The sequence below is a fragment of the Variovorax sp. KBS0712 genome, assembly GCF_006323185.2.
Lineage (GTDB): Bacteria > Pseudomonadota > Gammaproteobacteria > Burkholderiales > Burkholderiaceae_C > Variovorax > Variovorax boronicumulans.
The window spans coordinates 322208-335355 of record NZ_VCCD02000005.1 but is presented as its reverse complement, the minus strand read 5'-3'; the positions used below and the strand labels follow the sequence as shown (position 1 = coordinate 335355).

At 69.6% G+C, this 13148-nt stretch carries 12 protein-coding genes and 1 pseudogene; 6 read left to right on the top strand and 7 right to left on the bottom strand.

Annotation, left to right across the window (positions count from 1 at the left end; all coding sequences use genetic code 11):
- Window positions 1-13: 13 nt before the first annotated feature.
- From FFI97_RS32255 to FFI97_RS34225, 3 genes and pseudogenes are all read right to left on the bottom strand, one after another.
- Window positions 14-835, bottom strand: coding sequence for a creatininase family protein (locus FFI97_RS32255; protein WP_062479637.1), 822 nt, complete (start codon window positions 833-835; stop codon window positions 14-16).
- Between the two features lie 170 nt (window positions 836-1005).
- The gene (locus tag FFI97_RS34230) at window positions 1006-1776 is read right to left on the bottom strand and encodes an autotransporter domain-containing protein (RefSeq protein ID WP_260685259.1); all 771 of its coding nucleotides are present in this window, start codon (window positions 1774-1776) and stop codon (window positions 1006-1008) included.
- A 346-nt stretch (window positions 1777-2122) separates the two neighbouring features.
- Window positions 2123-2602: pseudogene (locus tag FFI97_RS34225) on the bottom strand (autotransporter outer membrane beta-barrel domain-containing protein); the annotation flags it as partial.
- A 1224-nt stretch (window positions 2603-3826) separates the two neighbouring features.
- Here FFI97_RS34225 and FFI97_RS32245 point away from each other — a divergent pair.
- Genes FFI97_RS32245 through FFI97_RS32220 form a run of 6 tightly spaced genes read left to right on the top strand, consistent with a single transcriptional unit; the run spans window position 3827 to window position 9012 of the window.
- Window positions 3827-4342 (top strand): hypothetical protein, encoded by a 516-nt coding sequence (locus FFI97_RS32245; protein ID WP_062479635.1) that lies wholly within the window; start codon window positions 3827-3829, stop codon window positions 4340-4342.
- Between the two features lie 57 nt (window positions 4343-4399).
- A complete protein-coding gene (locus FFI97_RS32240) occupies window positions 4400-5569 on the top strand; it encodes a c-type cytochrome (RefSeq protein WP_139700779.1) in 1170 nt (389 codons plus the stop codon).
- Window positions 5566-7359, top strand: a complete 1794-nt coding sequence (locus FFI97_RS32235) for a cbb3-type cytochrome c oxidase subunit I (protein ID WP_139700777.1) — start codon at window positions 5566-5568, stop codon at window positions 7357-7359. The genes FFI97_RS32240 and FFI97_RS32235 overlap by 4 nt, the downstream gene beginning before the upstream one ends.
- Entirely contained in the window at window positions 7356-7973 is a 618-nt protein-coding gene (locus FFI97_RS32230) for a bb3-type cytochrome oxidase subunit III (protein WP_139700775.1), read from the top strand. The genes FFI97_RS32235 and FFI97_RS32230 overlap by 4 nt, the downstream gene beginning before the upstream one ends.
- Window positions 7974-7984: 11 nt before the next feature.
- Window positions 7985-8677, top strand: a complete 693-nt coding sequence (locus tag FFI97_RS32225; RefSeq protein WP_139700774.1) for a heme-copper oxidase subunit III family protein — start codon at window positions 7985-7987, stop codon at window positions 8675-8677.
- Between the two features lie 11 nt (window positions 8678-8688).
- Complete coding sequence (locus FFI97_RS32220) at window positions 8689-9012, top strand: cytochrome C oxidase subunit IV family protein (protein WP_062479625.1); 324 nt, start codon at window positions 8689-8691, stop codon at window positions 9010-9012.
- 9 nt (window positions 9013-9021) lie between these two features.
- Here the strand turns inward: FFI97_RS32220 and FFI97_RS32215 are convergent, their stop codons facing one another.
- The 4 genes from FFI97_RS32215 to FFI97_RS32200 form a co-directional block, all read right to left on the bottom strand.
- Window positions 9022-10647: an MFS transporter gene (locus FFI97_RS32215; protein ID WP_095950483.1), complete on the bottom strand. Its 1626-nt coding sequence runs from the start codon at window positions 10645-10647 to the stop codon at window positions 9022-9024.
- Window positions 10648-10677: 30 nt separating this feature from the next.
- Window positions 10678-11448, bottom strand: a complete 771-nt coding sequence (locus tag FFI97_RS32210) for an amino acid ABC transporter permease (RefSeq protein ID WP_139700772.1) — start codon at window positions 11446-11448, stop codon at window positions 10678-10680.
- A gap of 93 nt (window positions 11449-11541) precedes the next feature.
- Complete coding sequence (locus FFI97_RS32205) at window positions 11542-12300, bottom strand: basic amino acid ABC transporter substrate-binding protein (RefSeq protein ID WP_062479619.1); 759 nt, start codon at window positions 12298-12300, stop codon at window positions 11542-11544.
- 80 nt (window positions 12301-12380) lie between these two features.
- Window positions 12381-13103: a hypothetical protein gene (locus FFI97_RS32200; protein ID WP_139700770.1), complete on the bottom strand. Its 723-nt coding sequence runs from the start codon at window positions 13101-13103 to the stop codon at window positions 12381-12383.
- Between the last annotated feature and the right edge of the window lie 45 nt (window positions 13104-13148).

The following is a 13148-nucleotide window of genomic DNA, read 5'->3' as shown; positions in this document are numbered from 1 at the left end:
GGACTCCTTGGCGTCAGCGCCAGGCCGGAACGTTGGCCAGGCGCGAGAGCGGGAAGCGGTCGATCTCGTGCAGCAGCTCGACGAAGCGTTGGCCCACGTGGTCGAGCACCGCGGCGCCCTTCTCGGCGCTGGCGCGGGTGGCGTCGCCGGCGGCGCCGGCCGGGTTGATGTCGTGCATCTGCCAGCCGAGCTTGCCGCTGGGCGTGATCGACAGGAACTTGTTCTCGGCCGCCAGCTGCTCGGTCATGGAGCCGAAGTTCTGGAATTGATCCTTGCGCACGTAGTCGGGCGTGAGGTGCAGCATCACCGAGCTCTCGAGGTCGCCGGCGTGGATGCCGTGCTTGCCTTCGTGCGCGGTGAACAGGCCCTCGGGCAGGCCCAGCGTGTACCAGTTGGCGGCCACGACCATCATGTCGTGCTCTTCGCGCAGGTCGCGCGCCACGATGTCCATGACGCTCATCTGGCCGCCGTGGCTGTTGTAGAGCACCAGCTTGCGCACGCCGGCCTTGGCGACGCAGGCGCCGACGTCCTTCCACAGCGAGATCAGCGTGTTCGCCGACACCGTGAGCGTGCCCGGGTAGCGCGAGTGCTCGTTGCTCTTGCCGTAGGGCACGGTGGGCAGAAACAGCACCGGCAGGTCGTCGGGCAGGTAGGGCAGGCTGGCGCGCACCATGCCGTCGATGGTGGCGGTGTCGGTCGACATCGGCAAATGGGGGCCGTGCTGTTCGGTCGCCCCCACCGGCAGCACGGCGATCAGCCGTTCGCGGTCGAGGCGGGAGAACTCTTCACTGGTCAGGTCGGACCAGAAGCGGCTGCGCAAGGGGGGGTGATTCATCGGGGTGTACCTCGTGGCGGGCGGACGGGATGATGGGCTAAATTATCCATACGGTCAAAAAAGACTGGCTATCCGTGGATACCCGTTGATATTTATCAAGCAAACCGCATGCCATCAAATTTACACGGACGGTCAAAAGTCGAGCCGTCCGGGCGCCCGGCGCCCCGGGGTCACCAGCGCATGCGCAGCCCCAGTTGCCCCTGCACGCCGGTCTGCTCGGTGATGCCGATGGCGCTGGTGTAGGCCAGGCCGCCGTAGACCGACAGCGTCTTGTTCACCTGCCCGACGATGCCGCCGCCCACTTCGAGGGCGCTCGCGTTGCGGCGGTTGGCGACCCGATCGCTCGGCCCGAAGTAGATCGCGTTGCTGCCGCTGAAGGTGTGCCACAGGTTGAGCTTCAGGTAGGGCTTCCAGACGCCGCCGCCCGCCTCGAAGCGGCCTTCGAGCCGCGCGCCGAGCCGGCCGGTGACGGCGTTGTCGCGCTCGAAGCGCACGCGCGCGAGGCCGTCGTCGAAGTCGTCGAGCGAACTGCGTTGCCAGATGAGCTGCACCTGCGGCTGCAGCGTGACGGTGTCGCTCAGCGCCAGCGGGTAGCCGGCCTCCAGCGATGCGGTCACGCTGGTGCCGTGCGGGCGGCCGCCGCGCCCCAAGGTGGAGCGCGCATCGGCCTTGTAGCGCGTGGCCAGCAGCACGGCGTCGCTGTACCAGCCGCTGCGCGCGATGCGCGCTCCAGTAGGCGCCCAGGCTGTAGCCCTCGACGGTGAGCCGGCCGGCCGCCTCGTTGGTGGCGCCGCCGGCCACGCCGCTCGCGTGGCCGCTGGCCCGCGTGTAGCCGCCCAGCACGCCGACGCGGTGGCGTCCGCCCGCGCCGTCGGTGGTCGCCAGAAAGTCGTGGCCCAGCTGCAGGCCGCTGACGCTGCCGTCGAACTGCGGATTCGCATCGCCGCGCAGGCGCTGCCGCGTGCTTTCGCCGAACACGCGGCCCCACGAGGCCTGCCGGCCTTCACCGTCCGCGAGCAGTTGCGCATCGCCCTGCCGGTCGTGGAAGGTGCCCAGCTGCGCCAGCCCGAGGCGGCGCACGGCGATCGGCAGGGCGCTGTACAGCGGCACCTCGGGCCGGTAGAGCTTGACCTGCTCCACCGTCGCGGGTGAGCCCGACTCGGCGATCACCTCGGCGGCTTCTTCCAGCGAGCCCACCACGGTGCCGCCCACGAGGTAGCCGTTGTTGCGCAGGTACCAGTTGTCGCGGTTGCCGCCTGTCGCGCCACCGCGGAACAGCCGGTAGTTGTAGGCACCGGCCTCCACCGCATGGGTCAGCGAGAACGCGTGGTCGGCCGTGGTGCCGCCGTTGACGGCCTGCACCACCAGGATGCCGTCGGCCAGCGTGGGCGCGCCCAGGCCGCCGCGGTTCACCACGCGCAGGCCGGTGGACCCCGTGGCCGCGCCGCCGTCGATCACCAGCTTGTCCGAGGGTGCGTTGTCGCCCGCCAGCACGGTGTTGACCTGCAGCAGTGCGCCGCTGCCGCCCACGTAGTTGCCGCGCACCGTGAAGGCGCCGAAACCGACGCCGTCGTTCGGGCCGGGCAGCAGCGTGCCCTGGTTGGTGACGTTGCCCGCGAAGGTGCCGGTGCCGGCCACGGTGGTGCCGGGCAACACCGCGATGACCGGGCTGGTCAGCGTGGCGGGCAGGGTGAAGCGGCCGGACTCGACGCGGATCGAATCCGAGAAGCTCGCGTCGGTCTGCCACGACCACGCGGTGCCGCGCATCGTCAGGTGCTGGAAGTTGCGGAAGGCGTTGTCGACCGTGCCGCTGCCTTCGAGAAAGGTGCTGGCCGTCTTGCCGACGCCGCCGTCGGCGCCACCCTTGATGACCGAGCCGGTCTGCAATATCAACGTGCCGTTGCCGAGCGCGCCCATGTAGATCGCGTCGGTGCTGGCGGTGCCGCCGTGGCCTTCGATGGTGCCGGCGTTGACCATCACGTCGTTGCCGTTCTGGCCGCGGTAGCCGTAGCCGTTGGCGCTCGAGAGCGTGGCGCCGGCCCGGTTCTCCACGCGCGAGAAGAAGCTGCCGCCGAGCGTGTTCGCATGCACCGCGTCGGCGCCGCCCGCCGGCGAGTTGGCGCCCGTGGTGGCGATGCTGCCGGTGTTCACCAGCAGGTTGGCCACGAGGTTGCCGCCCTGCAGGTACACGCCCTTGGCCGAGGTGCCGATGGTCGAGATGCTGCCGTTGTTGACCACCGTGTTGCCCGGGCCCAGCAACGAGATACCGTGCGAGCTGAGGCCCGTGGTGCCGATGCTGCCGTTGTTGGTGATGAGGGTGCGCGTGCTGCTGTTCGACGTCACCAGGATGCCCGCGGTGCCGCTGCTCGTGGTGCTCAGGGTGCCGTTGTTGGTCAGCGTGTTGTCGTTGCCCGTGGCGACCATCGCCGCGCGCGCCGAGCCCGAGCCGCCCGACACCGTGATCGTGCCGTTGTTGGTGATGGTGCTCGCATCGCGCACCAGCAGCGCCTGCGTGGCGTTGGTGGTCAGCGTGGCGCCGCTGTTCACGGTGATGGTGACGCCGGTGCTGCCCGGCGTGGCGATCACGCTGGGCGATACGGTCGTGGTGCCGTCGCAGACCACCGTGTCGCCGGTGACCGGCGTGGCGGTGGGGCCGCAGGCCGCGTGCGCGGCGCCGCCTGCGAGCCCTGCAAGGGCGGCCGCGAGCCAGGGAAGGGGGGATGCCGGATGACGGCGGGGAAAAGAAAACCGAGAAAAGTGGGAAAACCGGGGGCCTCGCTCCATGCGCATGTCGTCTGCTCCTTCTTGTTTTTCATGAGGCCGTGGGGGCCTGGAGCGGCGGATTATTCAGTGCAATTGCCCTTCTGGAAACCGACGAACTTCCGTACTCACCGGGTCGGTCCCGATGGCGCGCCGACTTGAATGCGGCCCTTGTTGAGCCTATAACTCAAGCATGGTCTCTTGCTCGTCGCAAGACGGAAAGGAGGCGCCGTGAAAAGACGCATCTATTGGCTGTTGCCGGACCTGGCGAGTGCCAGGCAGGCGATGCACGATCTGCTGCAGGCGCGTGTCGACATCGCGCACCTGCATTTCGCCGCACGCGAAGGCCAGGACATGGCCGGGCTCCATGCGGCCAACGTCTGGCAGACCTCCGACCTCGTTCACGCCGCCAAGACCGGTTGGGTGCTCGGCACCGCCTGCGGCGTGGTCGTCGGGCTGCTGGCCGCGCTGCTGTTCCCCGTGTTCGGCGACGAGCCCGAATGGGCCGTGGCCGTGGGCCTGGCGCTGCTGGGCGGCGTGGTGGGCGCGTGGTCGGCCACCATGGTCGGCGTGTCGATCCCGAGCCCGCGGCTGGCGCGCTTCGAAAGCGCCATCGCGCAGGGCCAGGTCCTGTTGATGGTCGACCTGCCGCCGTCGCGCGTGCGCGAGGTCGAGGCGATGCTGGAGGCCACGCACCCCGAGGCCCGCTTCGAGGGCGAAGAGCCGCGGATCCCGGCGATCCGCTGAAGCCGCCGCGCATGCGATCCCCGGAACCCCCGATGGCCACCCCAGGGAGCGCAGCACATGACCATCGCCGTCGTCCTGTTGCTCATCGTGGGGGCCTCGGTGGCGTTCCACCTCGTCAACCCGTGGTGGACGACGCCGCTGGCCTCCAACTGGCAGCGCATGGACGACACGCTGACCATCACGCTGGTCATCACGGGCCTGTTCTTCGTCGTCATCAACGTGTTCCTCGCCTACACCGTGGTGCGCTTTCGCCACCGCGAAGGGCGCCGCGTGGCGCCGCATGCGCCTGAGAACAAGACGCTCGAGCGCTGGCTGATCGGCGCCACCACCGTCGGCATCATGGCGCTGCTGGCGCCCGGCCTCGTGGTGTACGCGAACTACGTGCGCACGCCGCATGACGCGCGCGTGCTCGAGGTGCTGGGCCAGCAGTGGCAGTGGCGCTTCCGCCTGCCGGGCGCGGACGGCAAGCTGGGCGCGACCGATGCGCGCTTCGTCAGCGCCGGCAATCCGTTCGGGCTCGACCCGGCCGACGCGGCGGGGCGGGACGACCTGCTGGTCCCCGGCGACGAGGTGCACCTGCCGATCGGCCAGCCGGTGCTGGTGCTGATGCGCTCCCACGACGTGCTGCACGACTTCTTTGTGCCCCCCATCCGCGCCCGCATGAACATCGTGCCGGGGCAGGTGAGCCGCTTCTGGTTCACGCCGACCGTCGCGGGCCGCTACGAGGCGCTGTGCGCGCAGCTGTGCGGCGTGGGCCATCCGAACATGCGCGGCTTCGTGGTGGTGGAGGACGCGGCGGCCTACGACGCCTGGCGCACGGCGCTGCCGACCTTCGGCGCGATGCAGCTGGCGCAAGCGGCCAAGGCGACGCAGGCTGCCCAGGCACCGGCCGGCGGTGGCGGCCGCGTCGACCAGGGCCGCGCGCTGGCCGACGCCAAGGGCTGCGTGGCCTGCCACACCGTCGACGGCAGCGCGCGCGTGGGGCCGACCTGGAAGGGCCTGTACGGCAAGAACGAGTCGATGGCCGACGGCAGCACGGCGCGGGTCGATGAGGCTTATCTGCGCAGCTTCATCCGCGACCCGCAGGCGCGCCACGTGAAGGGCTTCCCGCCGGTGATGCCGAAGATCGACCTGAGCGACGAGGAACTGGCCGCGCTGGTGGCCTACATCCAGAGTCTGGGCAGCCCGCCGGCGCAGGCTGCCACCGAACAGAAGGCCGCGCGATGACCGACGCTGCTGTGCTCACTCATGCCGATGACCATGACGACGACGCCGGCCACCCGGCGCCACAGGGCTTCCTGCGCCGCTACGTCTGGAGCCAGGACCACAAGGTGATCGCCGTGCAGTACGCCTGCACCGCCATCGCGGTGGGCGTGGTCGGGCTGGTGCTGTCCAACCTGATGCGGCTGCAGCTGGGCTTTCCGGGCCAGTTCGAGTTCATCAACGCCGAGCGCTACTACCAGTTCGTGACCATGCACGGAATGATCATGGTGATCTACCTGCTCACGGCGCTGTTCCTCGGCGGCTTCGGCAACTACCTGATCCCGCTCATGGTGGGGGCGCGCGACATGGTGTTTCCCTACCTCAACATGCTGAGCTTCTGGGTCTACCTGCTGTCGGTGGTGGTGCTGATGGCGAGCTTCTTCGTCGCGGGCGGCCCCACCGGCGCGGGCTGGACGCTGTACCCGCCGCAGTCGATCCTGCCTGGCACGCCGGGCCACGGCGGCGGCATCGTGCTGATGCTGGTGTCGCTGCTGATCTTCATCGTGGCCACCACCATGGGCGGCCTGAACTACGCGACCACCGTGCTGCAGGCGCGCTGCCGGGGCATGACGCTGCTGCGCATGCCGCTCACGGTGTGGGGCATCTTCGTGGCCACGGTGCTGGCGCTGCTGGGCTTTCCGGCGCTGTTCGTCAGCGGCGTGATGCTGCTGCTCGACCGCACGATGGGCACCAGCTTCTTCATGCCGGCGCTGGTGTCGATGGGGCAGGTCACGGGCTACAAGGGCGGCAGCCCGCTGCTGTTCCAGCACCTGTTCTGGTTCTTCGGCCATCCCGAGGTCTACATCGTGGCGCTGCCGGCCTTCGGCATCGTGTCGGACCTGATCAGCGTGCACGCGCGCAAGCGCATCTTCGGCTACCGCACGATGGTGTGGGCCATCGTGGCCATCGGCGGGCTCAGCGTGGTGGTGTGGGCGCACCACATGTTCGTGAGCGGCATGAACCCGTACTTCGGCTTCTTCTTCGCGACCACCACGCTGGTCATCGCGGTGCCCACCGCGATCAAGGTCTACAACTGGCTGCTCACGCTGTGGCGCGGCGACATCCACCTGTCGGTGCCGATGCTGTTCGCGCTGGCCTTCATGTGCACCTTCGTCATCGGCGGGCTCACGGGCCTGTTCCTGGGCAACGTGAGCGTGGACATCCCGCTGTCGGGCACCTACTTCGTGGTGGCGCACTTCCACATGGTGATGGGCGTGGCGCCGCTCCTGGTGGTGTTCGGCGGCATCTACCACTGGTTCCCCAAGATCACCGGGCGCATGCTGGACGACCGGATCGGCCGGCTGCACTTCTGGATCACCTTCCTGGGCACCTACGCGATCTATTTCCCGATGCACTACCTCGGTGTGCTGGGCATGCCGCGGCGCTACTACAACTTCGACGGCTACAAGTTCATTCCGCCGTCGGCCTTCAGCCTGAATGAATTCATCACCGTGGTCGCGCTGGTGGTCGGCGCGGCGCAGCTGCTCTTCATCGCCAACCTGGCCTGGAGCGCCTGGCGTGGCCGGCCGGCCGGCGCCAATCCGTGGCGCGCCGCCTCGCTCGAATGGCAGACACCCGAAACGCCGCCCGGCCACGGCAACTGGGGGCCGCGGCTGCCCGTGGCCTACCGCTGGGCCTACGCCTACGGCGTGCCGGGCGCGGCGGAAGACTTCATCGCGCAGAACGCGCCGCCGCAGGCCAGCGACGACGAGAACGACGTGCCGGTGCGCGGCGCGCGGGGAGCCCCGGCATGAACGCGGACGCCGCCCTGCGCCTGCGCGGCCTGCCGCGTGACGTTCGGCTGCGCGACGCGCACGCGAGCGCAGCGGGAATCGGCCTGTGGGTCTTCATGGGCGTGGTCACCGCGCTGTTCTCCCTCTTCACCGTGGCCTACGTGATGCGCATGAGCAGCGGCGACGCGGTCGCGCTCGCGCTGCCGTGGCAGCTGTGGCTCAGCTCGGCGCTGCTGGCGGCGGGCAGCGTGGCGCTGGAAGCCGCCTCGCGCCGCGTGGACCCGGTGCGCATGCGCCGCCTGCTGCTGGCCGGCGGCCTGTGCGCGGTGGGCTTCCTGTGCGTGCAGCTGTGGGCCTGGGCCGCGATGGCGCACGCGCAGGTGCTGCCGGCCGGCAACCCGTCGGGCAGCTTCTTCTACCTGCTGACCGCCATGCACGGGCTGCACCTGGCGGGCGGGCTGGTCGGGTGGGCGATGGCGGCGCGCGTCGCGTGGGCCGATCCCGCCCGGGCCGGATGGCGCATCGCGCTGTGCGCGCGCTACTGGCACTTCATGCTGGCCGTGTGGCTGGCACTGTTCGCGCTGCTGGGGTGGGTGACGCCGGAGGTGGCGCGCGTCCTCTGCGGCACGGCGTGAGGAGGCTTCGCATGAACCCCACCACCGCAACCCTCACCGGCTCCGCCGTCGCCGCGAGCGGCTGGCGCGGGCTGGTGGCCGACTGGTCGTCCGACCGCCAGGCCTTCCAGGTCTCGTGGGGCAAGGCGATGATGTGGATCTTCCTGCTGAGCGACATCTTCATCTTCAGCTGCTTCCTCACGGGCTACATGACGGTGCGCGTCTCGACCACCGCGGCGTGGCCGAACCCGAGCGAGGTGTTCGCGCTGCACGTGGGCGGGGCCGACGTGCCGCTCCTGCTGATCGCGATCATGACCTTCGTGCTCATCAGCAGCAGCGGCACGATGGCGATGGCGGTCAACTTCGCCTACCGCGGCGACCGCGTGAACGCCGCCACGCTGATGCTCGTGACCGCCACCTTCGGCGAGCTCTTCGTGGGCATGCAGGCCTTCGAGTGGTCCAAGCTGATCCTCGAGGAGGGTGTGCGGCCCTGGGGCAACCCGATGGGCGCGGCGCAGTTCGGCGCGGCTTTCTTCATGATCACGGGCTTCCACGGGCTGCACGTGTCGGCCGGCGTGGTGCTGCTGTTCACGGTGGCCTTCAAGCTGATGCGCGGCGACTACGACAAGGCCGGCAACTACCAGGTGGTCGAGATCGTGGGCCTGTACTGGCACTTCGTCGACCTGGTGTGGGTCTTCATCTTCGCGCTGTTCTATCTCTGGTGAGGACCATCATCATGAACACCACCCACGCCACCACCGGCCAGCAGCACCCGATCGGCCTGTACCTGAAGATCTGGGGGCTCCTGTTCGTGCTCAGCGCGATGTCGTACATGGTCGACTACTTCCATGTGCAGAGCTACCTGCGCTGGGGCCTGATCATCGTCTTCATGCTGCTCAAGGCCGGGCTCATCGTCGCGGTCTTCATGCACATGGCGTGGGAGCGGATGGCGCTGGTCTACGCGATCCTGCTGCCGCCGCTGTGCCTTTTGGTGCTGGTCGGGCTGATGGCGGCGGAGGCCGACCACACCTTCCTCGCGCGGCTGGCGTTCTTCCGCTGACGGCCCTGCTCAGCGCCGCACCACGAAGCGCGTGATCACCGGCGGCGACTCGCCCAGGTGGAAGGCCAGCCGGCGCTCGCGCAGCGCCATGTCGGCGGCCGTGGCGCGGTTGAAGCGGCGCAGGTGGTCGGTCCACGACTCGTCCACGATCTGCTCCACGTAGCGCTCGGGCTGCGCGATGTCGTGCAGCAGCTCCCAGCCGATGGCGCCCTGGCCCAGGCGCGCGCGCCGGGTCTGCTGCATCACGAGGTGGAAGGCCGCGGCGCGCGACGGGTCGATCAGGTACTCGACCGTGATCACCACGCGCCCGTCTTCCTGCGGCGCCTCGGCCGGCGGGCCGGTGGCCCAGCCCGCCTGGGCCGGGCGCACGTCGTCCTCGCCGCTCACATCGGTCACCCAGCGCATGGCCGCGAGCATCAGCAGCGTGCCGCTCACGGCGGCGATGGCCAGGCTCAGCTTCAGCGACGTGACGGTGGCCACCTGGCCCCACAGCGCCGCGCCGATCGCGCTCGCGCCCATGATCGCCATCTGGTAGGTCGACATGCCGCGCGCGCGCACCCAGTCGGGCAGCGCCAGCTGGGCCGACACCGACAGCGAGTTGGCCACCGTGATCCACGCCATGCCGCCGAAGAACATCGCCGGCACCGCGACCCAGGCGTTGGGCGCCACGGCCATCACGGCGGTGGCGGCCGACTGCAGCATGGCGCCGCGCAGCACCAGCTGGTCGCGCCCCAGCGCCTGGCGCAGCCGCGGCAGGAAGAGCACCGCGATGATCGCGCCCGTGCCCATGGCGGCCAGCAGCAGCGTGAAGGTGCCGGCGCCGCCGCCCTGGAGGTTGCGCGCCAGCAGCGGCAGCAGCGCCAGCAGCGCCGTCGAATGGAAGAAGAACAGCGATACGCGCGTGAGCACCGCCCGCATGCGCTGCGACTGGCGCACGAACTGCACGCCCACGCGCATCGCGCTGATGAGCTTCTCGCGCCCCAGCGGGTTGGGCGTGTGCTCACGGCGCCAGCGCAGCACCACGAAGCCCGAGGCCACCGACAGCACGGCGTTCAACGCGAACACCCACACGCTGCCCGCGCTCGCGATCAGCATGCCGGCCGTGAGCGGGCCGACGATGCGCGAGGCGTTCATGGCGATGCCGTTCAGGCCCAGGGCCGCCGGCAGTTGTTGGCGCGGCACCAGCTCGGGCACGATGGCCGAGAACACCGGCCAGCGCAGCGCCAGCCCGATGCCGTTGGCGAAGGTGAGCGCCAGCAGCAGCGGCGCGGTCATCACGTCGAGCGCGATGGCGGCGCACAGCACCACGGCGGTGCCGGCCAGCCAGAACTGCGTGGCCACCAGCCAGCGCCGGCGGTCGAGGATGTCGGCCAGCGCGCCGCTCGGAAGACCGAGCAGGAACACCGGCAGAGTGGAGGCCGACTGCACCAGCGCGACCCAGATCGGCGAGGTGGTCAGCGAGGTCATCATCCACGCCGCCGCCACGTCGTTCATCCACATGCAGATGTTGGCGATGAGCCAGGTGCTCCACAGCATGCGGAACACGGGGAGCTTCAGGGGCTCGAGCGCCGCGAGGTTCGAGGGCTGCGGCCGGGCCGGCGGGAGGGGTGTCTCTTCGGGGGATATGGGCGGCATGTCGCGCTATTGTGGCGCGAGGCGGCGCGCCTAGCCCCGGTCGCTGCGCGCGAGACGGTGTTCGAGACGGCGAAGCAAGGTCGTCAGCACCAGCGTCATCACCCAGTACACCACCGAGATCGCCAGGTACGGCTCCCAGTAGCGCGCATAGGCGCCGGCCACGGTGCGCGCGGCGTAGGCCAGCTCGGCCAGGCCGATGGCCGACACCAGCGAGGTGTCCTTGAGCAGCGCGATCGCGTTGTTGCCCAGCGGCGGCAGCATGCGGCGAAAGGCCTGCGGAAGCACCACGTAGCGCATCACCTGCGCGGGGCTCAGGCCCAGCGAGCGGCCGGCGTCGAACTGCCCGCGCGAGATCGACTGGATGCCGGCGCGGAACACTTCGGAGATGTAGGCCGCCGAGTTCAGCGTGAGCGCGACCACGCCCGAGATCAGCGCGCCGTGCTCCTGCTTGAGCGTGCGCGCGAGTTCGCCGTCGATCAGGATGCCCGTGCTCGGGTGGATGAACACCGGCATCACCGCGAAGTGGATGAGCAGGATCTGCACGAACAGCGGCGTGCCCCGGAAGAAGCTCACGTACACCGTGGCCGGCCAGCGCAGCAGCAGGCGCGTGAGCCAGGTCCACGGCGCGTGGCGCGCCTGCGCCAGCCGCGCCAGCGCCAGGCACAGGCCCCAGCTCGCGCCCAGCAGCACGCAGACCACGGTCATGCGCAGCGTCATCCAGGCGCCCTGCCAGAACAGGTCCTTGTATTCCACGAGGATGTCCCAGCGGAACCATCCGAAAAGCAGCACTGGTTGTTCCATGCTTGCGTCCTCAACTCTCTGTCTATCTGTCGGTCAGCGAAAAAACGAAACGGCCGCGTGAGGGCGGCCGTGTTCAGGAAAATGCCGTGCGGCTCAGCGCACGTTCGGGTCCTTGTTGAACCACTTCTTGTAGATCGTCACGTAGCTGCCGTCGGCGCGGATGGCCGCCAGGCCGGCCGACAGCTTGTCGAGCAGCGCCTTGTCGCCCTTCTTCACGACGATGCCGAAGCCTTCTTCGGGAAAGGACTTGTCGTCCAGCGTCTTCAGTTCGGGGTGCTGTGCCACGCGGTAGGCGATCACGCCGTTGTCGCCCATGGCGGCATCGACGCCGCCGCCGGCCAGCTCGGAAATGATGAGCGGCGTGCTCTCGAAGCGGCGGATGTTGGGGCTGGTCTTGCCGAACTCGCGCGAGGCGATGTCGTCGGCGGTGGAGGCGCTGACCACGGCGATCTTCTTGCCCGTGAGGTCCTTCAGCGAGGCCACGGTGCTGTTCTTCGGCAGCGCGATCAGCTGGCGGGCCGCGAAGTACGGCGGCGTGAAGTCGTAGCTCTGCTTGCGCTTCTCGTTGATGGTGACGCCCGAGATCACGAGGTCGACGTCGCCGTTGTTCAGCGCGCCGAAGATGCCGGTGAAGGGCGTGTTGACGATCTTGATCTTCAGGCCCTGCTGCTTGGCGATGGCATTGATGATGTCGATGTCGAAGCCGACGATCTGCTTGTCCTTGTTCTCGAAGGCAAACGGCGCGTAGGTGGCGCTGGAGGCCACGGTGAGTTCGCGGTTCTGGGCCTGGGCACCGAAGGCGAGCGTGGCGGCAGCGAGGCCGAGGGCCAGGGCACGGCGTAGAGAGTTCATTCGGGGTCCTTGTGTCTTGCCGCCCGGCGGGAAGCGGTGGGCGAGCATTTTAGGCGGTCGCTATCGGGACCCCTTGCCGCCTATCGGGCGAACAGGAGGTAGAGCGCGACGGCAACCACGGCCACGACAGCGATCACCTTGCCCGCGCGGGGCGAGCCGGAGGCGCCCGTGGAACTCCACGTCACGCTGCGGGTGCGTACGGTCTTCGTGCGCCCGCCGCTGCTGCGTTCCGTGCGGACGAGCGCGTCGGCCACGACCTGCCGGCCTTCCGGCGAGACCGCGGACATCGGCGATGCAAGCGCCTGCAGCTGCGCCGGCGTCAGCACGCCGGTGCGCACGGCCCAGGCGAGCGTGGCGGCCGGGGAGGCGGGCGCTGCCCATTCGGGTTCCTGTGCGGGCAGCAGGCTGAGGGCCTGTGCATGTTGCGCGGGGTCGACCAGCTGCAGCGCCTGCAGTTGATCAAGGGCGCTCTCGGTCACGCCGTCTTCCAGGCGGTTCGCCATGAGGCTGATCTCGAACAGCACCCAGGCCGGCGCCTGGCCGCTGACCATGGCCACGGCGTTCGCCACGGTGCGGTGCGCCTCGTCTTGCGCGCCGGGTGCGGCGCGGCTGCGCAGGCCGGGCAGGGCCTCCGCCGCGACGATGCCCTTGGCGGCCGCCCAGCCCAGCGCTTCGCTCGGGGTGCGCAGCGGCGTGTTGGGCAGGTCGGGGTGCGCGAGCGCCTGCGCGTGTTCGGCGTCGGTCAGCAGGCCCAGGGTGTGCAGGTGCGACAGGGCCCGTGGGCCAGCTTCTTCGGAATTCATGGGCCCCAGTGTCCCAGAGGTCTCGCGAAGGGCCGCGCCGCCGGC

Bases quoted from the DNA above. Each gene is read 5' to 3' on its own strand.
- FFI97_RS32205 (WP_062479619.1), bottom strand. From the start codon at position 12,300: ATGAACTCTCTACGCCGTGCCCTGGCCCTCGGCCTCGCTGCCGCCACG.
- FFI97_RS32255 (WP_062479637.1), bottom strand. From the start codon at position 835: ATGAATCACCCCCCCTTGCGCAGCCGCTTCTGGTCCGACCTGACCAGT.
- FFI97_RS32240 (WP_139700779.1), top strand. From the start codon at position 4,400: ATGACCATCGCCGTCGTCCTGTTGCTCATCGTGGGGGCCTCGGTGGCG.
- FFI97_RS34230 (WP_260685259.1), bottom strand. From the start codon at position 1,776: ATGCGAATCCGCAGTTCGACGGCAGCGTCAGCGGCCTGCAGCTGGGCC.
- FFI97_RS32210 (WP_139700772.1), bottom strand. From the start codon at position 11,448: ATGGAACAACCAGTGCTGCTTTTCGGATGGTTCCGCTGGGACATCCTC.
- FFI97_RS32220 (WP_062479625.1), top strand. From the start codon at position 8,689: ATGAACACCACCCACGCCACCACCGGCCAGCAGCACCCGATCGGCCTG.
- FFI97_RS32230 (WP_139700775.1), top strand. From the start codon at position 7,356: ATGAACGCGGACGCCGCCCTGCGCCTGCGCGGCCTGCCGCGTGACGTT.
- FFI97_RS32200 (WP_139700770.1), bottom strand. From the start codon at position 13,103: ATGAATTCCGAAGAAGCTGGCCCACGGGCCCTGTCGCACCTGCACACC.
- FFI97_RS32235 (WP_139700777.1), top strand. From the start codon at position 5,566: ATGACCGACGCTGCTGTGCTCACTCATGCCGATGACCATGACGACGAC.
- FFI97_RS32225 (WP_139700774.1), top strand. From the start codon at position 7,985: ATGAACCCCACCACCGCAACCCTCACCGGCTCCGCCGTCGCCGCGAGC.
- FFI97_RS32215 (WP_095950483.1), bottom strand. From the start codon at position 10,647: ATGCCGCCCATATCCCCCGAAGAGACACCCCTCCCGCCGGCCCGGCCG.